Raw genomic sequence first — 20,897 nt, 5'->3', positions numbered from 1 at the left:
TCAACACGTGGCACCTATCCTTCGGAGACCAAACCAGATGATAGACCGTTGGATCGACCCCATTCCGGTGGGTGACCCTCTCGACGATCCACCCCATCCCACACCCCATGGTGCCCTCGGCACAGTCCCAATTGTTCGGGCAACGGAAATCGCCGGTTTCTTTGCGGAGGGCCTATGAAGAGCCGAAAATCCGCCCTGCAAGGGATGGTATCCTTTCTTCTGGGTCATGGAAGCCCGCCGGACATTCGCATGGTGGTTCGAGGGAACCTATGGGTAATTCTCCTAGCCGCTACCGGGGTGGGTTTGGTTGGGTTGGGCAAGCTTCTTTGGGCTTCTGAGCCCTTTCCAAAAGATACCAGGGCTTACGAGCTAGTTCTGCGGACCGTCCAACGTGATCGCCAGCTCCAGGCCAGGCGCAAGGCCTGGGATTATGAACTGTGCATCGATCACAAGCGACTCGATCCCCAGGGAAAGGTTCTGAGCGAATGGAAAGAATGCCAACTCGTCTCGCAAGACCGCCGGCCCGATTATGGTACAAGGCAAGGAGCGATTTCCCCATCCCACGACTCAAAGGGGGAATCCCCCTTTCAACTTTCTCGCGTCATCGACCACTTCTCCTACCAGCTTGCGGGAACGGACCATATCCATGGGGTCCCTTGTTATCGAATTGTCTATTTTCCTAAAAGGGAAGTGGTCGCAAGAAACCGCGAAGAAAAAGTCCTTCATCATGTTCACGGCACGCTCTGGGTCGCTCAAGAGGATGGTACTCTTATGAAAAATGAAGGGGAGTTGCAAGAACCCGTATCCATCGCGTGGATCCTGGTGACCGTTCGAGAGTTTCGCTTCACTTTTGACACCCAGCGCCTTCCCAATGGGGACTTTGGCCCACGAGAAATCCGTTACCGGTATTGGATTTCGTTCCCCTTTTTTCATTATCGAGAGGAAATCGTTCGAAAGATCTCCCACTTTCGTCGTGCAAAAACCTCCTTACCCGATCCAGAGGCCGGGTGCGCCTGTGGCCATCCCATCGAAGCCCAAAGAACACAAAAGAGTTCTGTCTGGGAAAAGAACGCTCCTTCGCTACCACCGTGCGGGTAATAACCCATCGGATTCGGAGCAGGCGGCAACAGCAACAAAGAAACCCCCACAGCTCCCGAGGCCAAAAAATATGCGAAACACCCCCCGCATAGCAGGTCCGCACCGGGACCATACGAACGGGTGTTTGTGAAAGGAGTAGCCACCCATAGAGTTCACTTTCCCACTGGTACTCCCACCCAGCCGGCATCCACTGGGAAAACACACTTCTTTTGACCAGCCGAAAGCCACACTGGGTGTCAACGAGCTCCCCTCCCACAATCGCCCGGAGAATTCGCGACATGGCCTGGTTAGCCCACCGGCGCAACCAAGGCATCCGGGGTGAAGATAGATCCCGCATCCCCAGGACTGCATCGACTCCCTCCCGTTTTTCCCAGAGCGCCGGGAAGTCCCCAGGGTCATGCTGACCATCGGCGTCAAGAAAGAGGACCCAACGACTCGGTGGAGCAACGAGAAGCCCTGTCCGGATAGCCTCGGTTTTTCCACGCCGGACCGGGTGACGGAAAACACAAGCCCCATGCAAACGTGCAATCGAGCTTGTCTCATCCGTGCTACCATCGTCGATGACAATCCTTTGGGAAACAAAACGGCCTAGCTCTTCTAACACAGCCCCAAGGTGGACCGCCTCATTGTAAGCAGGCAAGATGGCAATAAGCTCGCTCTCTGCTAGAGGATAAGACTCCCTTGTCATGCTAGAAGCCACCAACTTCGTATTTGATCCCCGCCCCAAATGAACATCGAAAAAAGTGGCAACCGATCCAAGAAACCATCGCTTCGCCACCCCTGCTGCAGAAGGTCGTTTTCCTTTTGCGCGGTCAACATTCTTTTCTCTACGGGAAAGGTTAGCGGTTGAGCCCCTCGAGCGTGAGCTTTGCGCTTCTCCTAGTTTCATGGCCACGTGCAATCAAGGGGAGCAGAGCCCCGAGCAGCTCACCCCCAACAAAAGCCAGATAACAGAAGTCGCTTTTTTCTCTGAAAATCCTTGGCCTTGGTCTGCCTGCAGAAAAGAGCGACTTGGCATGGCAAGAAAAAATTTTCATAGGAAAAAGAGCCAAAAACGTCCCCGAACTTTTGGGCCCCCTATGCGTGCACCCACTTCGCTTCCCGAGTCAAGCCCCTTGTGGGACCTCTGGCTTCAGACTGCCCGGCGCTTTCCCAAAGAGACCGCAATGTTCGAAGCTGATAGCAAGGAGACTCGGACGTTTCAGGAATTAACTGAGGAAGCCTGGGCCATGGCGCGGTCAGTCCCGGATCTTCCCCCAGGCAGTTCTTTTGCGTATTACGAACCTAACGGTATTGCATGGATACGCGCGTTCCTCGCGTGCCAAGCTCGTGGCTGGGTGGCACTTCCCCTCGATTCGACGGTTCCCGAACCAGCTCGCGCCAAGGAAGCTAGCTCGCTTGGAGCTCACTACCTTTGGCAACAAAATTCGCTTTTGCCCTTGCGCGCGGAGGGTCCGCTCCAAAAAAATGTGCTCTTAGCAAAAGTAAGTTCAGGCACCACAGGCAAACCTCGTGTCGTCCACTTGCGCCCTGAGAATCTCCTAGCCGAAGGTTGCCAGCTATTGACGAGCATGGGACTCAAGAGGGAAGATCGAAATCTTGGGATTATCCCCATGGGGCACTCCTACGGAATCGGCAATCTTGTGTTGCCGTTAATCCTTTCGGGAATTCCCCTGGTTTGTGCCCAGACGTTTGTTCCCAGCCAGATTCCCAAATGGATCCGTGACTATGCCATTACCGTATTTCCTGCGGTTCCAGTGATCTTCCGGGCGCTCTCGGAACTGGCTACTCCGCAAGATCTTTCCCCTCTCCGGCTTGCGATTTCCGCCGGGTCCCCTCTTTCTTTGGAGGTGGCTCGCCGCTTTGAAAAGCGTTTCGGTCTTCCCCTCCACAATTTTTACGGGACTACGGAAGCAGGTGGGGTGGCTTACGATCCTTCTGGGGAGGCAGCCTCGCAAAGGGGAGCCGTTGGCAGACCCGTGGTTGGGGTGATCGTCGACATTTCTTCCCAGGGGCGGATCCGCGTGAAAAGTCGCGCCGCTTTCGGACGCTACCGCTGGTTAACTCTCCCAGACCTTGGCCGCTGGAACGCGTTGGGCGAGCTTGAACTCATCGGCCGGATGGGCCAGCTGGTCAACGTGGCGGGGCGAAAGGTGGGGCCGGCGGAGGTGGAGGCAGTTCTCCGAAGCTTGCCCGGCGTGACTGACGCGTGGGTGGGTGTGGAAAAAAGGAACGATGCAGCCGTTCTGGTGGGTGCAGTGGAAACATCCCTGTCCGTAGAGGCGGTGTTGGACCTGCTTCGAGAACGCCTTCCCGCGTGGAAAATTCCTAGGTGTTTACTCTCTCTTAAAGAGTTTCCCAGAACCGCTCGCGGGAAGATTGCCCTCAGCAGGCTCAAGGAGGAGTTTCGCAAGGTTGAACCTGGATGGTCAAAACCCCAATCTGCCGCAGGTTAACGGAAAAATCGCAAACAAGCCTACAGCCACCCAATGTCGCGGGGAGGACTCACGGGCTTGAGGATCACAACGCGGCACCTGCAAAAAGCTCGCCGGCGGTAGCTTCTTGGGCGCCAAGATCGCGTATTTGGCGCGGCAACCCGGTAAAGTTCTTCCGGGCGCCCTGGGAAAAAAAATCCAAACCTCACCCTGCCTCAGGGCGGCAGGTAACCCCGGGCTAAAAGAATCTTTCCCCGAGCCACTGTCGTCTCTTGTGCCCGGAGAACGACTGCGAAGCTAGCTGCATGTTGGAAGGCTCCCTCCATTTGAACTTCGACCGTCACCCGCTCCGGCGGGCAAACGGGCCGGAAGAAACGAAACCGCTCCACCTGGGCAACCAAAACAAATGGTTGATTTTCCTTTATCATAAGATCCATCCACAAGGAACCGGCTGCCTGAGCTGCTGATTCAATGAGAAGCGCAGCAGGAACAATGGGATGGCCTGGAAAATGGTCCCGAATCAAGGGATGGTCCGGTTTCCAGTCGTAGCAGGCAAGGGCCTTTTTGCGATCCCGGTCGATCTGGATGGAATCAAGAAAGATAAATGCGGGACCGTGAGGAAGAGTTGGGCGCATAGGAGATGGGCCGTTATGGCTGACGCCGATTTTGAAGAGCAAAGGCAAACCACTGGCTAGGATAAGCAAGCAACACCGGACGAAAGACCTGAAATAGGGCGCGCGCTAACTCTCGGGTCGCTTGGTCGGCGGATAAACCCTCGGGTAGGGAGATAGGAGAATAGGCTTCTACCCGGTACCGAGAGGAAGAACTGCGCACAACCACGGCCGGAACAATCGGTACGCCGCAGCGGTAAGCTAGGTACAAAATCGAGCCAGCACAGCACAGCGTTCCTCCCGGCAACTCCACGTCAACCAGGGGTCCTCCAAAAGGACGATCGATCAGAGCGGCCACAATTTTGCCCTTTTTCCATGCGTTGCAGATCGCAACAAAGGCGAAAGGATCCCTTCCGACCTCGAGGGTGTCCATACCCCAACGCTTTCGATATTGGGCTCTCCAACGGGTTAACTCAGGATCGGGTTCTGGAAGCGTCAGGACCACTACCGGAAGGCCGAGCTCGCAGACGGCAAGGCCACCCAGTTCAAAGAAACTCATATGGAGAGTAGCCAAAAGAATTCCCTTCCCTTGAGCTACCATTGGAAAAAGGTGATCCTGACCCCGTTTTTCTTCGATCAAGTCTAAGGCCGTCTTTTTGGAGCGACCCGCCAGAAAAAAATAGTCAGCCAACACCTTTCCAAATTCGCTGTAAGCTGCCACGGCGAGCTTTCGTTCCCAACCGGGCCGAAGGATTTTCCAGTTCTGAGCGATCCTTTCGACTCGGCGAGCGGCCAATCGCCCATAGCACCATCCTGCCCATCCACCGCAGGCGCGTAGCAAGCTTCGCGGCAAAAATCGAGCCAGGGTGCTGGCCACCTGAAAATAGGCAGCCCGATAGAAACGCTTGGAAACGTGGGCGTAGGGATCAGCGGGAGGGTCTGGCCGAAAACTTTCCCCACCCATACGTCTTACTCCCTACGCGCTCACCGCGCTTGGGAGTAGGATAACCTGGGAACGATTTGCCACCGCTGGTTCAGCCAGCAGATGCCATAAAAAAGCCATACCCGCCATCGAATCCAAAACGAGGGTTCTGTGTTTCCGGCCAGAAGCTGGAGCACCCCTTGCCGAAGGCCCAACGGGGGTTTAGGAACCATAAATACCTCAAAACTTTTTGGGTCGTAAAACATGCGGATCATCTGGTAGAAAACCCCGGTCATGTCCTGGATGGCACGAGTGTAACGCGCTTGTTCGCTCTGACGAAACGCTCGTTTGTCAGCTAACCACGCCCGCCGGACGTACTGCGCCGCCAATCGAGCACTCCGAAGTGCTATCGTAACCCCGGAAGAAAAGATGGGATCGATAAACCCCGCAGCATCCCCTAGCAAAAGCCACCTTGGCCCGGCAACGATGCGGTACCGGTAGCTGTAATCGGCGGTCACGTAATAGTCGGAAAGGCGGTGAGCATGGCGCATCCGGTAGGAAAGCTCGCGATGCTCCCCTTGGACACGCAGAAAAAACTCTTCCGGGGTTTCGCGACGCTGGGTAAAAGTTTCCACCGTCTGCACCAAGCCCACCGAAGTTTTGACGCTGTCCAGGGGAATGAACCAAGCCCAGCCATCCGGGAGCCGGACAATGGTGATGTGGCCTTCTGCCCTTCCGTCATTGCGGCGCACCCCGGCAAAGTGGGCGTAGACAGCACACCGCTTGGGAAGCGGGCAGGGTTCCTGGGGAAGGCGTAACCTACGCGCAAGCCACGCGTCCCGGCCTGTTGCATCCAGCAACCAAAAACTTGAAAGCTCATCAACCCTCCTTCCCCTTCCCTCCTCCTGGTACCGGAGGGTCAGTTGATCCTGACCAAAGGAGACGTCACACACTCGGGCAGGACAAAAAAGCGTAACGCCAGAGCGCACCGCCTGTTCCAAAAGGATGCTATCAAACCGAGCACGTTCTACCTGGAACGTCCGTTGGTACCCAGCTGGAAGACTATCGCTAAACCAGAATCTTTGGAGCGACGACGAGTTGGAGAGAACAAACTCCGCTCCTAGCTTAGGCATGAAACCAGCCGCTTCCAGCTCCTCCCATACCCCAAGGTCCCGTAAGATCGGATTGGCATAGGGAAGAAGCGATTCTCCAATGTGAAAGCGTGGGAAGCGTTCCTTCTCAACAAGCACAACCCGAAGCCCAGCCTTGGCTAAGAGAATGGCCGACGCACTTCCCGCGGGCCCACCGCCAACGATCGCTACATCGAACGACTGGTTCATGGGGAAAGTTCCAGTTTCCGCGACAACCAATGGCGCAGCTGGGCCAGGGTCGCCAGAGCTTGACGGGCCTCCTCGGGATCTTCGACACTTACGCCATACTTTTGTTGGATGGCCACTATAAGTTGTAAAGCGTCAATAGAATCCAGCCCGAGACCCCCGGGTCCAAAAAGAGGGGTTTCTTCGCGAATCTTCTCTTTGGGCACCGAAAGCATGCAGCTTTGCTGGAGAAGTTCTTGCAATTCCTCCAGCGTGACTTCTGTCCCCTGGATCTGGCCCTCTTTTTTTTCGCTCACCCGCGCTCCTTCTCCACCACTTTTCCCCAAGCGGCTATCGCCGTAGACCCCGGCCCCTTCCAATCGGCTCACGGAGAACCCCCGCTACGCCGGCCCGCACAAGGGCAAGAAAGTTTTGAACCGGGCCCCCAAACCGCAAGCGTTTGCTATTTTGTGCCTTTTTCCCTTGGCCCTCGTCCAAAAGAATTTTTTTTGGCCCTCCGCCGACGGCTAGCCTTTATGCTGCGTTAACAAGCAAAAAAAGGCTACTCTGCCAAGCCTAAAAGTTCTAGCACCCGCTCCCAGACAATCCAACCGACGGGCATCGCTTGCCCGGCTGCGTAAAGCCACTTAGCCCCTGAAAGAAAGAAGCTTTCCCATGCGGGTCAAGCATGGAGCCAATGGCAAAAAAAAGCCTCTAGCGCTTTTGCCTCCTTTCAGGTGGGCTTACGCCCTGCTTGCCCAGGCCTGCTATGAAAATCTTGCTACTCCAACGACAAGGCCTCCGAGTTGCCTGGATCGCGCTCGTGGCGTTGTTCGGCCTACCAGCCTGGGGAAAAGGAGAAGAGTTGCCGGAATCCAAAGCTTCCCTACCAGCGAATGCCTCCCAGGATACCTCCTTGTGCGGTGTTGTGGAAGATTACTTCCTCCACTGGTTCGATCGAGTCGATCAAGCCCGAGCAACACAGCCTAAGTGGATGGTTCCTGTGGTCACGATCCCTCCTACGCTACAGGAACTCTTTCGGTTTGATACCTTCTTTCAAACGCTACCGAACGGGACGAATCTTACGAACCTTGGCGGAGGTCGAACTCTTCAACTCGTTCCTTGGGACACCCTTGAGGTGGACTTGGGCTATCCGCCCTACCTAACGCGATCCCCGAGCAGCCCAAAGGCCCCCGATGGTTGGGGTGACACGACCTTTCAGGTAAAGTATCGTCTTGTCTCCAGTACGGAGTTGGAAGGGAACTATGTTGTAAGTGCGGACCTTGGGTTTACGGCACCGACAGCCGACGAGCGAGCCAATAGCGTGGCGCATGGCCATGCGGTCTACACGCCGGGGGTGCTTTTTGGAAAGGGCTGGGGAGAGATTTTTGACATCCAGGCAAACCTCCTTGTTTCAGTCCCCGATGGAGGACCGGCAAGCAAGCTTTTCCTGTATAACGTGGTCTTTCAAGGACATGTCGCGAAGGTACTTTGGCCCGAACTGGAACTCAATGGGACTTACTGGATCGATGGGAGCCTGGAAGGAAAGCACCAGCTTTTTCTTACACCAGGCATTGTCCTCGCTCGGTTTACGATTTTTGATCGACTCCAGTTTGGAATTGGAGCTGGTTACCAAATTGCGCTTACTTCTCATCCACTCACCAATCATAACTGGATTCTGACGCTGCGACTGCCCTTTTGACCGGCCCACAAGCGAAAGGTCCAACCAAAACGGGGAAAATCAAGCGCCACGGCGGAGTTGTCCGTCGGGGTTTCCCTGCAAAAAACTTGCCCAGAAGCCACGAGCCACGGCTAAAAATCCGTCCGTTTAAGGCGTTTGGGCTTTTTTCAAATTATTGCTGCAACCCTCCGGGATTTTCTTGCACAATCACCGACTCAATCACAATCCCATTCAGAGACCCAGCTGAGATTTCCGCAAGGGTTTGCTCTTGAAACAGAGGGAGCAGCTTCTGAAGGTTACTTCCAGTTAGCCAAATGTCATGACTTAGCGTTCGAATAAATCCTTTTTTCCCGTCGTGTTCCACGTCGGCAAACAATACACGACGGTAGGGATATAGCCAAAACCGTTCCGGCGTCACCACGGCAAAAAATGCTGTCGGACTCGGGACCACTCGCATTCAGCCTGACCTCCTCGAAGCTATTTGCAGATTCTCTTGATTCATTCCTCTTCAAGCATCAGTTCTTCGTTTGATCCGAAATGATCGTTACTAACGTCCCGCTAACCTTCGTGGCATCGCTCGGGTTAAGTACAAGCCTTTCGTTTCCTTTCAACCCCTCCAAAACCTCGACCTTATGCCCATCGTCGTACCCGGTTTCCACGCGTTGGAGTTTTGTGCGGCTTTTTTCATCCACCGTAACGACATACTGGCCATCTGGCTGTTGCACGAGAGTGTTTACCGGGATCGTGAACCGCCCCGCCGTTGGCAAGTGAAACCGCACGTTCACATACAATCCAGGTAAAATTTCCTCCTTTGGGTTGTTAATATCTACCTCCACAAGAAGCGTTCGAGACGCGGGATCCAAACCCTCTGACGTTCGAATTACCTTCCCCCCAATGGGCTGATCCGGCCGTTCAGGAATGATCACCTTTGCATCCAAACCAGAACGGACAGACAAAGCATAGGCCTGAGGAACAGCAACATAAATGCGAAGAACATCGACCTTTGCAAGACGATACAGTTGATGGGTGGCCCCCTGCCTCCCTTCGTTTTGACCAGCCACAAGCGTTCCAATATCGATGTTTCGTGCGGTAATAACTCCGCCAAACGGAGCACGAACCTTTTCAAACGCCTGCCAACCGAGCCAGCGGTTGAGATCCGCTAGAGCGGCTTGGTAGTTCGTCCTCCAATAGTCCACGTCCTGTTGGGAAACAGCGTGGGCTTGAAGAAGCGCTTGATAACGGTCAAGGCTTACCTTGGCAAGTTCCACCTTCGCTCGGCTGTTTTCTACTTGCTGGTCGACCTCAGGAGCTTCAATCTCACAGAGAAGATCTCCCTCTTTAACGTGAGCCCCAATATCCACATACCACTTCTTAATGTAGCCGCTCACGCGCGCCCAAATGGGTGTCTCGTGATACCCCTGGGTAGTACCGGGAAGCTCAAGATCCGTGTAGGGAGGTGTTGGGGCAGGGTGCACGACTTGAACGTATACTTTCAATCCCTCTTCTCGCGTCCAGAGAAGTGCTCTCCATTCCCAGGCCTTTCGAAGGAGACCTATCGAAAGAAGGACTATACAAATCGCTCCGACTCCCCAAGCGGGATGCCGTTTGCGAAAAAAGGAAAGGAGTCTTCGAACCCAAGCGCCGACCCAACGCGTAACCGGAGAGAGCGGCCTTGGGAAGGGAGCTCGCACCAATCGATCCCTTAACTCGGAAGATCGGCCCCCCCCGTCCCTTGAACCCACCGGTGAAATGGGCTTGTCCTCTGGCTCCCCAGTCAAAATCCTTTTTTCCCGCTCCGGATGATCTGTCACGAGGCCTTCCTACCGCGGAGGAATGTAAACACTGCAGGCACAAAGAAAAGTGTGCCAACCGTGGCCAAAAGCAACCCTCCAATTACCGCCCGGCCTAGGGGGGCATTTTGCTCTCCTCCTTCAGAAAGTCCTAAGGACATGGGCAGCATCCCAATGATCATTGCCAGTGCGGTCATGAGCACGGGTCGAAGCCGCACTTTGCCAGCTTCTAAAGCCGCTTGCAACGCAGCTTTTCCGGTCGCTAGCTCCTGGTTAGCAAAGGTGATAAGCAAAATGCTATTGGCGGTAGCCACACCCACCGTCATGATCGTTCCCATGAGCGAAGGAACGCTAAAGGTCGTGTGCCAAAGAAAAAGAGCCCATAGAATGCCGCAGGCTCCCATCGGCAATGCCATGAGAATGATCAAAGGATCGAGCCACGACTGAAAGTTCACGACCATGAGGAGGTAGACCAAAATGACCGCGAAAGCCACTCCAAGTCCCAGCCTTCCAAACGCCTCCCTCATGCTCGTTACCTGCCCCACCACCTCGATCCGGTACAACGGAGGCAGTTCCTTGCGAATGGGGCGAAGAACCCTTTCGATATCACTCGCTACTCCTCCTAAATCCCTTCCCTGGATGTTTGCATAAACATCTAGCGCCGGCTTCATATTGGAATGGGTCACCACGGCCGGGCTGTCCCGCCGGTACAGCTTGACCACGTTGGCCAAAAGAAGAGGATTCTGCACATTACCCAAAAGCGTCTGGGTCGATTCGGGCCCAAAGGCCGACCTCCCTCGACCATTCAGAGGGGTAATCGTAAGCCGCAAAAGGTCCCCAGGGCTCCGAATCCGATTCTGTGGCGTGAAAACGAGAAGCGGATAGCTAATGGTTGTCTTTGGATCCACCCAGTACGTGGGGGCGACCATATAACTGGAACTTAGCTGGGTCAAAATGTTTTTCGTTATATCCGCCTGGGTTAATCCAAATTCCATCGCTCGCACCCGATCCACGTCCAGCCGGATCGTCGGGTAGTCCATCCGCTGATGCAGGTGCACGTCCACTGCCCCCAGAACTCTCCGCACGGCCGCTTCTACCTTCCTTGCGATTTGATATACCCTGTCCTCATCCGGTCCTATGATTCGAATATCGATGGGCGAAGCCACCCCAAAGTTTAATACCTGGTTAACCATATCGGCCGGTTGAAAGAAAAAAGAAAACGAGGGGAAACGCTTGGGCAATTCCTCACGCAGCCGCTTCATGTAGTGGGCCGTTGGCTTATGTCCTTCTTTCAAAGAAATCAAAATTTCCCCGTCAAAGGGGCCTTCGGTCATCGAGTCACTAAAAGCCAACGTCGTTGAGAAATACACCGGGAGCCCGATGTTATCCACGATTGTCTCTAACTCGCCAGGAGGAATCAATTGCCGGATCGCTTCCTCAACCTGAGCAAAGTAGACTTCAGAAGTCTCTAACCTTGTTCCGGTCGGCGTATAAACATGGAGCCGCATAAGGCCAGCATCTGCAACCGGGAAAAAGTCCCGGCCTATAAAAGGGAAAAGGCAAGCGCTGATACCAAAAAAGACAAAGACGGACTGGAAAAATTTCTTTCGGTTTTCTAAAACCCATTGGAGCACTCGCTCGTAGGAATTTCGTAGGGCAAAAAACCTCTCTTCAAAAACCTCGTGCGCTTTTTCGATCCATTGCTCAAAAACCCGCCGTGGGACTGCCTCGCTGTGTTCCAACGGCAAAAGAAGGTTCGCCATGCACGGAACCAGGCTCCGAGAAAGGAAATAGGAAAAGAGCATAGCGAACACCACGGCTAAAGCCATGGGAATAAAAAGAAATCGAGGCGGCCCTTCCAAAAGAGTCACGGAAGTAAAAACGATAGAAATCGAAAGCGTCGCCACAAATGCAGGCTTCGCAATCTCCTGAGCAGCATCAACAATCGCCTGGATCATAGGTTTCCCCATGGAAAGATGCCTATGCATGTTCTCGATCGTAACGGTCGCATCATCCACAAGGATCCCCACCGCGAGCGCAAGGCCGCCCAACGTCATGAGGTTCAGGGTGTATCCCAATCGAGAGAGAACGAAAAGCGCCACAAGCACGCACAAGGGAATCGAGGTGAGAACAATGAGCGTGCTCCGCCAGCTGCCCAGAAAAAGAAGGATCATAAGACCCGTGAGCGTGGCAGCCATAAGCCCTTCGGTTACCACACCCTTAATGGCTGCCCGAACGTAGAGAGATTGATCAAAGAGCTCCTTGATGGTAACCCTTGGGTTGGCCTTCCGTAACTCTGGCAAGAGTTTCTTGATTTCGTCAACAATTTCGATGGTGGAAGCCCCTCTTCCTTTGAGCACCGTCAATAAGGTCCCACGAATCCCGTTGGATCTTACCAGATTCCATTGGGGAGCGCCTCCCTCATGGATATGACCGATATCCCGCACATAGATCATTCGATCGGAAGGAAAGATTCTCAGTGTCCCCCTGGGAGGGTCTACTTTCTTTATGGGATAGTCGTTGATTTCGGCCAGTCGCGATGGGACGTTATTGAGACTCACTAAGTAGTCACGGTTCCCGATCTTAACATCACCAGATGGCAAGTCGACTACCTGAGAATTCACGACCTGAAGGACCTGGTCCGCAGAGAGCCCTCGGGCCAGAAGCTCGTTTGGATTGACATCCACGGTCATCCATCGAACATTGCCCCCCCAGGGCGGCGGCATCGTGGCTCCTCGCACCGAAAGGAGATCCCTCCGCAGTTGATAGAGTGCATAATCAGCCAAGTCTGCATCGGAGAGAGTCGGACTGGAGACCCCGATTTGCAGAATGGGAACCTCCGAAGCGTTGAAGCGGAAGATTAAGGGCGGCGTTGTTCCCACAGGCATGCGCTTGACGTTGGGTTGAAGGATGGCTTCAACCTGAGCAATGGCTAGCGAAATATCGACGCCAGGCTGAAAATAAACACGCGTGATTGAAAAGCCGTAATAGGACGTGGACTCAACCCTTTTTACCCCTTCCACGTAGTTCGCGATGGAATAATCGCTGAGAGTCGTTATGTAATTTTGCATCTCTCGAGGCGGAAGCCCAAGATACTGCCAGACGATCGTTACCACTGGAATGTCGATCTCTGGAAAAATGTCCGTCGGTGTGGTTGAGATGGTAAAAAGGCCCAAAATGAGAATCGCGACCGCCATTACAGCGATGGTAAACGGCTGCCGCAGCGCAAGCCGAACGATCCACATGGCAGAAAAGAGTCGCCGTCGACCGGCGAACGTCTCGACTAGTAAACCACATGTTGCTCTGTAAGTCAATTGCAGAGAGCCTGAAGGAAGGCTTCGGGAAGCCTCGTCCTACTTTCGGCCACCATGCCGAACTTTTCTGACGAGCGCTTGCGTCTTTCAAAAGCTATCTCCTGTTGCTTGAAGGTAAATGACTGTAGCCGAACGAGTAAATGGTGTCGTCCTGTCTACCGGATCCACTTGCACCCATTAGGAAAAAAAGAGGAAGGAGGACCACTTTGTTGGAGGAGCTCGTTTCCTCCTTTGGATATTCGGCAAAGCATTCGCCGCGGAAATTTCCCTTCCGACAGAAGCCGGGCTACGCGGATAACCGAAAGACCAGGAAGGGTGTGGGGTAGCTCTTTGAGGAAGCCTTTCGAGATCCATTCGGTTCGCAAGCGGGCGGTGAGCCCGCAGGCCAGCAAAGACATGGGGATGGAAGCCCGGACTTAGGTCTGTGGACTCCCGTGAGATACGCAACGGACTTCCAGGGGATTTTGAGCTGGGACAGGCCGACTCTCGGTAGCTCAATCGTTTCCCGTGGACTAGGACTTCTCGGGTAGAAGAGGCCTTGTTGATGGGCCACGTACTTCACAGCATTTACGGGGTTAGAGGCAAGAGAGCGCCCGAGCCCACTGGACTCTCCAGTTTGACCGAGTCGCCTCTTTGCCCCATCGTTTAGGGAATCTCGGCCAATACCTCCTTGGCACAAGCCGCCCGGCTTTCCCGCCGGGCCCGATCCCTCAAGGCCTAGTCCATTTTCCTCCGGGAATCACCTATCGAACCCCATTGCCTCCAGCCTCCATCACTTAGCTCCCGTCGCTAACCGAAAGGTGCCGGTCTATTGGGAAGATCCCGAGAATCGCTCCCGGAGCTTTGGCTCTCTTGGCTCAACTGACATGGGGAAGGCCCCTCTCCTTCGAGCGGTTCCAAGTTCCGCCGGCTTTGTTCCCTCCTCCATCGAAAACAAAGGCTCTTTGTTGGATCCCCAACCGTTGTTGGAGTGTCAGGAGCGACCCCACAAGAGTCTTCCCATCTGCCCGGTTTCCCGGCAGAAACCTCCCCGGGCATCGGGGACTCCTCGAGCATGGCTCGCAATCCAGAAGAAACACTTGACTCCGATCCCCTCGGTGATCCTGGCAGTGTCCGTAACGGGCCAACCCCTCCGGCCCAGCCCCCCTCAAGGTACACGCGGGAAAGATCATAGAGCACAAGACTCGTTCCCGGCAGTGGACCATCGCCATAGAGCTTCTTTTTCACCCGGCTCCAAACCCCGCTCCACCCATCCATCGCCCGGTACAGCTCCGGTTCCTCCAACTCCTTTGCTTGCACGCCACATAGTTCCGCCAAAAGGGTTTCCTTTTGTTTCCTCTCGCAACGGACACTCGGAAGAAGGAAAAGGCAAGACCCAGCCAACCCAGTAAACGGCCGGAAGCGGTTGCCTGGCTCCAATCTCTCCCCTGGGCAGGGGTGCCGCCGAAGGCGTTGGCTTGAAAGAGCCCAGAATCCTCGTAAGCTCGTGGTCTGCTCCTCGTGCGACCCGAGAGGTCACCACTCGAGCATGCCTCCCCACACAGGATGGCGCAAACTTCTCAAAGCGAAAAAGCGAGGAAAGCCAAAACGGTCCTAGATCGGCTGCAAAAGGGCCGAACGCCCCTGTTGGCGTCCCGCTTTCCGCTGCCCAGGTCCAGAATCGTTTTCGGTATCGTACGGGCACGCTGTCACTCTTTGATGGCCGCGCATCGAGGCCACCCGACGCAGGGCCTCCCTCAAGGAAGCGTTGAAATGGGACGAGCAGCCGCGAAACGTCGGGAAGAGAATTACCTCGTCCCCCGCGGTCGCCTGCAATGGAAACCCGGACAAGGAAGGATCGAGTCTCGAGCGTGCATTTGATACACTTCTCTTTCCATGTGTACTACCTAGCGATGGTCGATGGAGCTTCGCCGGCCGTCACAACGAAGGAATTCCTGCCCCACAAAGCTGGCAGCTGGGGTGCAAGCGCGAGAACTTGTGGCAAAGAATGGCTGACGACCCCTCCCTTGGTCAGGCGCGCGAGATGATCTATACGCTACTAAAGATCGCAGCCGGCAAGCCGCTGAACCTAAATTAGCATGACCTCGATCTTGATAGGATTGGCATTCTTCTCGACAGAAAGATTAAGCATCCCCCTTTGACCCACCAATCGATGGGTTCCACCAGCATCTTCCCCCGCTGCTTCAGACACCCTGCGACAGGATCATTGCACGACAACACGACGTTCCGATTGGTGCAATACAACACTCTGGCTCTTATACACGTGTTTTTTTCTTCTGCTTCTCTGGCAATCCTACGCGCTTACTCTCGGCTCAATCCCGCGGCTTGCACCGCCGTTTTGGTCACGCCAAAGGTGAGTCAAGGGAGCAGCTTTTCTAAAATACCCACTCCCCTTTCATCTGCCCAAATTGGATCATTCCAGCTTTGGACAGGGGATATGCAGCCGCCTCTAGTGTAACCTCTACCGTGCCTCGCCTTTTCTTTACCCGCACCCGGGCGTTTGGCGTTGTGACTAAGCGGCTTGACCATCCCCCCTCAACGCGGTGTGCTATGGGAAATATCCGGTTCTTTTGGCCAACTACAAAGAAGAACCTCTTTGCCTGGTCGTACTGTACCCCAGGAAATCTCACTCGATACGTGCGCTCCTCGTGCCACTCAACGCGATTGTAAAATTGAGCATTCTCAAACGTAAGAACCGCATACATTTCCTTTCTCTTATAATCCCATTCCAGCCACCGACTGGTTAATATCATATCGGGCCAGTCCAGCTGAATCCGGTCGGGACTAACCATTCGATACACACCTCCAGCCTGCGTTCCTGCACCTGCTCGGAAACCCGACCCGATTAAACACCCGCAACCCACCAGCCAAATGAAAACTCTTAAAAGCCTTATTGCGAGCGTGGGTAGAGGGGATCGCACCTCCCTTTGGCCCGCACACCTGAAAGCGCCGAAACCCCTTCTTACCCAAGGGGTTTTCGGACGATCGATCTTCTCACCGAGCCGAAATTCACAGGTGAACGCTTTCATTCTCATTTCTCCATACAACCACCCAAACTTCGAAATCCCTCAGTTTTCTCCGCGCGGAGTGCACGTTTCTAAAGGTTCTAAAAAAAACTGACCTGTAAATGAATCTTTCGTCGAATGGTCAAAACGTTCCTCAGAGAGACATGCAGGCGTCCCGACCACACACCATGGACAGGAATCCTCCTACAGATTCAGCGATCGTTTGTCGCCCCATATTCCAAATGTTGGGGACGCAGGTTTGGCTCCCTTGCCAAGTCAAACCTAGCCCTGAGGGGTTTGCGGCGTGGCTTTTCGAATCTTCTCCCTTGCTTCCAGAATTCCTCTTACCTCATGGCCTATCGGAAAGAGCGAAAACCGAGTCTCTTTGCCCAACACAATTCTTTCTCCGAAAAGACCTCGCTTTCTCTCAGCCACTAAAAACTGATGTCCCGAAGAATCCTGGGCACAAAAAAGGCCCGAGTTTTCATCCAAGGTGACACCCGGAAAGGAGAAGGAACGAAATGCCTCCACATCCGTAGCTTCCTTGTTCCGGAAAAGATCGTCACGAAACGAAACCGAGACAACCAGTACCTTTCGTTCCTTATCCCATCGCACGCCTACCAGTCTTTGGGTCATCCCTCCCCGGAGGATCCGCATCGTTTCCAGGCTCTCCAAACGAACGGCCGCTTCTTGAGCCATGGACCACCCAGGGAAAATCCCCAGGCATCCCAGGCCTGCTAGACAAGCCCATAAAGTCCTCACGAGTCCAAAAGCAGGCATTGCGTCCGATTGGAAACCCTTCTAGTAGGACCATTCCCGGGAGCGAACCGGTTGTTTCCCGGACGCATTGGCCTCTAGCTCAACGGAAACAAGACCGTCTTCCGATCGAATACGCAGGTGGGCGTTTGGTGTGGGTACAACACGCCCGGTTCTACTCTTTGCGACAGGAATCGTTCTTTTTCCTGGCCCATGAAGGACAAGAAGTCCCGTTTTGGGGTCTTCGGTGACCCCGGGCAATCGAAAACGGTAGGTTCTTGTAATCGGAGGTTGAGTAACGTCTACGGTATAAGGACCACTACTAAAGGTGACCACGGCGGAAAGTCCCCGCCGGCTATTCCAATGAAGGGACCGAGACTCTGGAACCATTTGAGATTGCGGAAGCTTAACCTTGTCCGGGCTGACAACCCGAACAAGCTCTCCGTGAAGTGCTGTTGTACTCCCTAAGACGAGCCATCCAAGAAAGACCAGGAATTTCCTACCCCACCAACGACTCGGGTTCTTTTGAACATGCGAACTATCGAGAACTCGCTCCAACCTTTTCACCATATGCTCCTCCTCCCTTTCTTCGTTTAGGTTTGTAACTTGCTCTTGGCCTTTTTTTCTCACTTCCCAAACCCGCTTCGCCCGTCACCTCTTAGGCGCACCCCTGCCGCGTCAAATCCAGCGTTCCTCCTTCCCTCCAAATCCGAAGGATCCACCCGTCGCGGTCGGCAGGTAAGCACATCCCACCTAGTATCCTCCATGCACCGGCCCGGTATCAATGTTTTGGAAAGTGCCTGGGGGGACACGAGACGAACTCGTCTCGCGGCCCACCGGTGGAGATCCTCCCGTTGCGCATCCCGTAAGAATGCATCCCGCAAGCCAAACTCCTACAACCCCTGCAACGAAGCTTAAAAACTTTCTCATCTGGTCCGTTCTTCCTTTCTCCGCATACATACATTGGGCGCCAGACGCTTCTTTCCAAGCCCCTTTTTCTGGTTAGTCAACATGTCTGGGTATCGTATCTAGCAGACAGGAAGACCGACAGGATTTTCGGTTTCGGCTTGGTTGGTTACACTTTCTTCCCAGTGTTTACCACCACTCCCAAACACCCCGGCTTTTTCCTCGAACAGGGGTGTTGAAAAAGCTAGCACTGCACCCGCCACCACGGTTGCGGGCACGGACCTCTGTCATTGCCTTTCCAAAAGGGCCTACTAACACAAGCCCAAGCCACTTGACCTTCCCAGCTCTCTCGCCCTGATCCCCATTTGTTCCGCTTATCTCACCTTCTCGGATGTCTGCGCTTAGAAGTACTATCTTTGGCCACCTTATCCTTCCGTACCGAACGGGTTTTCTCCGTAAAGGCACCGTGGAATCACGGGGCTTGTCTTTTTCTGTGCCGGCGCTTCCGCAAAACGCATCGTTTGGAGCACCAGCTGGATCAGGTCCTACGGGCTCGGTTCTTTAGCGCAGCGAAATAAACTTGGACCCCGCTACCAATCGCTGTCCCTCCATACTTTGGGCAAAGCGGATAAAGTTCTCGACTTCTCCTTTGGGCTTCCCATTGGTGTAGAATAGGATGGGTCGCGCCAATCCATACTTGTGACTCCTCACAGCCGCTTCACTGGGAAACACCCCATCTACCGCGATGATCTTCACTCCCGGAGGCAACTGGCCCGTGGGAAATGGGACAAAGCCAATCGCCTTAGGATCCTGAGCAACAGCCTTTACCATCGAGGCCGCATCCTTCACTTTTGGAATGTCAGAATCCCACGGATGACCTCGCAGAGCTTGCTCTTGAAAGACCGCGCCGCAGCCGTTAGGCTCGCTGCTGACCTGGATCGTCATATTCGCAAAGTTTCGAGATTCCTTTAGGGACTTCGTACTCTCGGAACCCGCGCAACCCGCATAGGGGTGAATCACATCCCCCACGCCACCCACGGCTTTCCAATCCCTTATCTTACCCTCGTAGATTCCCAACAACGCAGCCCGGCTTATGTTGGAAACTGGATTCGAGGCATGAACGATCACTGCCACCGCCTCGTAGCCTACCAGGTGCGGCTGCAACGCCACCCCGTGGTCCCCAGCCAGCTGTCTTTCGGGCACCTTGGGCCTTCGGCAAGCAAGGCCTAGTTGGGCCTTACCGAAAGCCAAATGGTGAAACGCTTGGCCCGAATGACCGGTCGAAACCTGAAACCGTACCCCCGGGCGCCTCGCTTGGTACGCTTCGCTTAGTTTCGGAAAAAGTGACTTCCCCACACTCGCCGAGCCGGCCACCCGGATAATTTCTCCGCATACCATCTCGGATCCGACTGCCAGTCCCGTAACGACTACCGCAGCCATAATGAGTCTCTTCATTTTCGCCTCCTGTTTCTTTAAAACCGCCAAGTTAGATCCGCCATCAATAGCTGATAATTATCCAAATGATTCGGATAGTTTTTATTATCAAATCCTAGGTCCTGCCGTCCAAACGTCGGCGTATCTTTCAAAATCCTAAACCCATAGTTATAAGTCACTACTAAATACACAGCGTCTGTGAACTGATACACTACCTGAGCAGCGGGTCCTTGCATGTTTACACGCCCGTCAAAGATATCCGTATCGATTAGGTTCGGATCTACGGCATATGCCCCCTCATGTTCCCACCACACCCTTGCCAGCCAATCGCCTTTCCGTGCCGCGCTTCCCACTTCTAACCCGACGAGCCAGGAGTCATCCTGGTCTTTGTGCAATGGGAAAGGGTTCTTTTCCAATACGGACACTTGATGCGCTAGCTTCGCTCGTTCATCTCCATCGGCGTTAATGGCATAATCTGCAAAGAGCCTCCACGGTAACCCCTGCCACTTCCACCGAAGCTCCATAGGAATATCGACAACGACAAGGTTATTAACGGGATTAAAATTGGTGAACCCATTGGCACTGGCTGGATTACCGGGACCTACCCCAGGTGGGTTCCCCGGAAAAATCGAGTTTTCGAAGGTTCCTGGATCCGGCACAAAGTTAAATGTGTGACTCGTGTAGGTATAAACAGCGGGTGCCACTCGGAAGTAAACCCCATTTTGCCGACTAATCGCCCATTCTATACCGACCTGCTCACCTAAAAGAAACGTATCGTTGCCATTGCCCTGCTTGTTACCCACAAATTGCCCGTTGGCAGGATTAGTCCCAAATTGATTAATGGGATCCCAAGCGGAATAGACCATCGGAGCAAAATTGGCAAACACAAGAAAGTCACCAATATTTTGCTTTATCTTTACCGTCAGGAGTGATTCCGGGTTGAGATCAGCGTCCCAGACCAAAAGGGTCGAGTAGAAGGGATTGGGTTGCCGGCCGGTAATGAGGGTGAACTCATCAATCGGAAGAGAAAAAGCCTCCGCCATACGCCACGCGAGGTAAACTTGACCGATGTTAAGCGAGTAGTTGGGACTCTTTGTGAAAGGCCCGAAACGGTCGTTCCCGTAGGGACCAAAAAGCATCGGTTTAAAGGCATCTCCGCCGTAGGTTACATTGGTGGAGCGGTTGTTGAACGAGGTGTCTAATCGGAAACCAAAGAAGAAGTCATTTACAAGCTCCCCGGTAATCGCCAGCTGAACAATCATTCGCCAGCGCTCCCGTTCTTCCGTATCTCCCGGCAGGAGCACATCTTCCCCAGCGCGATAGTCATATCGAGTCCGTGCGATTCCCGAAAGGGTCAGACTTTTGACAAAATCATTGACCGCCCATTTTCCGGCAGAAGATTCCGCATACTGCTGCTGAAGCTCTCCCCTCACCTCTTCGGCTTCCTGTTCCGTTAATACACCCTTTTGTACGAGCTTATCTAAAAGCGGCCCCGCATCCTGCCCTCTAGCAAAAGGGGTGAGCACAATTCCTACAAGGATCGTTCCGAGCCACCACGAACATCCTTTTGTCCCTAACAATTTGGTAGGCATCCCTTGTTCCTCCACCTAGTTATCTTGTTACACTTTT

Annotated in this window: 17 protein-coding genes and 1 pseudogene; 3 read left to right on the top strand and 15 right to left on the bottom strand. The window is 54.1% G+C overall.

Going from position 1 to position 20,897, the window contains the following annotated elements:
• The first annotated feature begins 174 nt into the window (after positions 1-174).
• Positions 175-1,098 carry a hypothetical protein gene (locus KK925_RS11165; protein WP_236027869.1) on the top strand — a complete coding sequence of 308 codons (924 nt, stop codon included), beginning with the start codon at positions 175-177 and terminating at the stop codon, positions 1,096-1,098.
• Positions 1,099-1,303: 205 nt separating this feature from the next.
• Here KK925_RS11165 and KK925_RS11440 read toward each other — a convergent pair.
• Positions 1,304-1,786 (bottom strand): annotated as a pseudogene (locus KK925_RS11440) (glycosyltransferase family 2 protein); the annotation flags it as partial.
• A gap of 391 nt (positions 1,787-2,177) precedes the next feature.
• Between KK925_RS11440 and KK925_RS05840 the strand changes: the two are divergent.
• Positions 2,178-3,554 carry a class I adenylate-forming enzyme family protein gene (locus tag KK925_RS05840; RefSeq protein ID WP_214096343.1) on the top strand — a complete coding sequence of 459 codons (1,377 nt, stop codon included), beginning with the start codon at positions 2,178-2,180 and terminating at the stop codon, positions 3,552-3,554.
• A 194-nt stretch (positions 3,555-3,748) separates the two neighbouring features.
• Here the strand turns inward: KK925_RS05840 and KK925_RS05835 are convergent, their stop codons facing one another.
• The 4 genes from KK925_RS05835 to KK925_RS11160 are packed head-to-tail and all read right to left on the bottom strand — an operon-like array spanning position 3,749 to position 6,771.
• Positions 3,749-4,168 (bottom strand): 3-hydroxyacyl-ACP dehydratase FabZ family protein, encoded by a 420-nt coding sequence (locus tag KK925_RS05835; protein ID WP_174583300.1) that lies wholly within the window; start codon positions 4,166-4,168, stop codon positions 3,749-3,751.
• 13 nt (positions 4,169-4,181) lie between these two features.
• A complete protein-coding gene (locus KK925_RS05830; RefSeq protein ID WP_174583299.1) occupies positions 4,182-5,108 on the bottom strand; it encodes a lysophospholipid acyltransferase family protein in 927 nt (308 codons plus the stop codon).
• A gap of 20 nt (positions 5,109-5,128) precedes the next feature.
• The gene (locus KK925_RS05825; protein ID WP_174583298.1) at positions 5,129-6,406 is read right to left on the bottom strand and encodes an NAD(P)/FAD-dependent oxidoreductase; all 1,278 of its coding nucleotides are present in this window, start codon (positions 6,404-6,406) and stop codon (positions 5,129-5,131) included.
• Positions 6,403-6,771, bottom strand: coding sequence for an acyl carrier protein (locus tag KK925_RS11160; RefSeq protein ID WP_236027868.1), 369 nt, complete (start codon positions 6,769-6,771; stop codon positions 6,403-6,405). Before KK925_RS11160 ends, KK925_RS05825 begins: the two co-directional genes overlap by 4 nt.
• Before the next feature lie 476 nt (positions 6,772-7,247).
• On the opposite strand from KK925_RS11160, the gene KK925_RS05815 reads away from it, so the two are divergent.
• Complete coding sequence (locus KK925_RS05815) at positions 7,248-8,084, top strand: transporter family protein (RefSeq protein WP_174583297.1); 837 nt, start codon at positions 7,248-7,250, stop codon at positions 8,082-8,084.
• Between the two features lie 151 nt (positions 8,085-8,235).
• On the opposite strand, the gene KK925_RS05810 is transcribed toward KK925_RS05815, so the two are convergent.
• The 10 genes from KK925_RS05810 to KK925_RS05765 form a co-directional block, all read right to left on the bottom strand.
• On the bottom strand, positions 8,236-8,520 hold the full coding sequence (locus KK925_RS05810) for a hypothetical protein (protein WP_174583296.1): 285 nt from the start codon (positions 8,518-8,520) through the stop codon (positions 8,236-8,238).
• Between the two features lie 58 nt (positions 8,521-8,578).
• On the bottom strand, positions 8,579-9,874 hold the full coding sequence (locus KK925_RS05805; RefSeq protein ID WP_174583295.1) for an efflux RND transporter periplasmic adaptor subunit: 1,296 nt from the start codon (positions 9,872-9,874) through the stop codon (positions 8,579-8,581).
• On the bottom strand, positions 9,871-13,098 hold the full coding sequence (locus KK925_RS05800) for an efflux RND transporter permease subunit (protein WP_174583294.1): 3,228 nt from the start codon (positions 13,096-13,098) through the stop codon (positions 9,871-9,873). The genes KK925_RS05805 and KK925_RS05800 overlap by 4 nt, the downstream gene beginning before the upstream one ends.
• 858 nt (positions 13,099-13,956) lie before the next feature.
• Entirely contained in the window at positions 13,957-14,484 is a 528-nt protein-coding gene (locus KK925_RS05795; RefSeq protein ID WP_174583293.1) for a hypothetical protein, read from the bottom strand.
• 1,058 nt (positions 14,485-15,542) lie between these two features.
• Positions 15,543-16,031, bottom strand: a complete 489-nt coding sequence (locus KK925_RS05790) for a hypothetical protein (RefSeq protein WP_174583292.1) — start codon at positions 16,029-16,031, stop codon at positions 15,543-15,545.
• Between the two features lie 423 nt (positions 16,032-16,454).
• Positions 16,455-16,934, bottom strand: coding sequence for a hypothetical protein (locus KK925_RS05785; protein WP_214096342.1), 480 nt, complete (start codon positions 16,932-16,934; stop codon positions 16,455-16,457).
• A gap of 39 nt (positions 16,935-16,973) precedes the next feature.
• On the bottom strand, positions 16,974-17,498 hold the full coding sequence (locus KK925_RS05780) for a hypothetical protein (RefSeq protein WP_174583290.1): 525 nt from the start codon (positions 17,496-17,498) through the stop codon (positions 16,974-16,976).
• A gap of 458 nt (positions 17,499-17,956) precedes the next feature.
• On the bottom strand, positions 17,957-18,112 hold the full coding sequence (locus KK925_RS05775) for a hypothetical protein (RefSeq protein ID WP_174583289.1): 156 nt from the start codon (positions 18,110-18,112) through the stop codon (positions 17,957-17,959).
• 283 nt (positions 18,113-18,395) lie between these two features.
• Positions 18,396-19,289, bottom strand: coding sequence for a substrate-binding domain-containing protein (locus tag KK925_RS05770; RefSeq protein WP_174583288.1), 894 nt, complete (start codon positions 19,287-19,289; stop codon positions 18,396-18,398).
• A 17-nt stretch (positions 19,290-19,306) separates the two neighbouring features.
• Complete coding sequence (locus KK925_RS05765; RefSeq protein ID WP_174583287.1) at positions 19,307-20,860, bottom strand: putative porin; 1,554 nt, start codon at positions 20,858-20,860, stop codon at positions 19,307-19,309.
• Positions 20,861-20,897: the final 37 nt, after the last annotated feature.

It is taken from the genome of Candidatus Methylacidithermus pantelleriae, assembly GCF_905250085.1.
GTDB lineage: Bacteria > Verrucomicrobiota > Verrucomicrobiia > Methylacidiphilales > Methylacidiphilaceae > Methylacidithermus > Methylacidithermus pantelleriae.
Note: the sequence above shows the minus strand (reverse complement) of the source record. Positions and strands in the feature narration are given on the sequence as shown.

Excerpts from the sequence above, each read along its gene's own strand:
- KK925_RS11165 (WP_236027869.1), top strand. The coding sequence starts at position 175 with ATGAAGAGCCGAAAATCCGCCCTGCAAGGGATGGTATCCTTTCTTCTG.
- KK925_RS05840 (WP_214096343.1), top strand. The coding sequence starts at position 2,178 with ATGCGTGCACCCACTTCGCTTCCCGAGTCAAGCCCCTTGTGGGACCTC.
- KK925_RS05835 (WP_174583300.1), bottom strand. The coding sequence starts at position 4,168 with ATGCGCCCAACTCTTCCTCACGGTCCCGCATTTATCTTTCTTGATTCC.
- KK925_RS05830 (WP_174583299.1), bottom strand. The coding sequence starts at position 5,108 with ATGGGTGGGGAAAGTTTTCGGCCAGACCCTCCCGCTGATCCCTACGCC.
- KK925_RS05825 (WP_174583298.1), bottom strand. The coding sequence starts at position 6,406 with ATGAACCAGTCGTTCGATGTAGCGATCGTTGGCGGTGGGCCCGCGGGA.
- KK925_RS05810 (WP_174583296.1), bottom strand. The coding sequence starts at position 8,520 with ATGCGAGTGGTCCCGAGTCCGACAGCATTTTTTGCCGTGGTGACGCCG.
- KK925_RS05800 (WP_174583294.1), bottom strand. The coding sequence starts at position 13,098 with ATGTGGATCGTTCGGCTTGCGCTGCGGCAGCCGTTTACCATCGCTGTA.
- KK925_RS05780 (WP_174583290.1), bottom strand. The coding sequence starts at position 17,498 with ATGGTGAAAAGGTTGGAGCGAGTTCTCGATAGTTCGCATGTTCAAAAG.
- KK925_RS05770 (WP_174583288.1), bottom strand. The coding sequence starts at position 19,289 with ATGAAGAGACTCATTATGGCTGCGGTAGTCGTTACGGGACTGGCAGTC.
- KK925_RS05765 (WP_174583287.1), bottom strand. The coding sequence starts at position 20,860 with ATGCCTACCAAATTGTTAGGGACAAAAGGATGTTCGTGGTGGCTCGGA.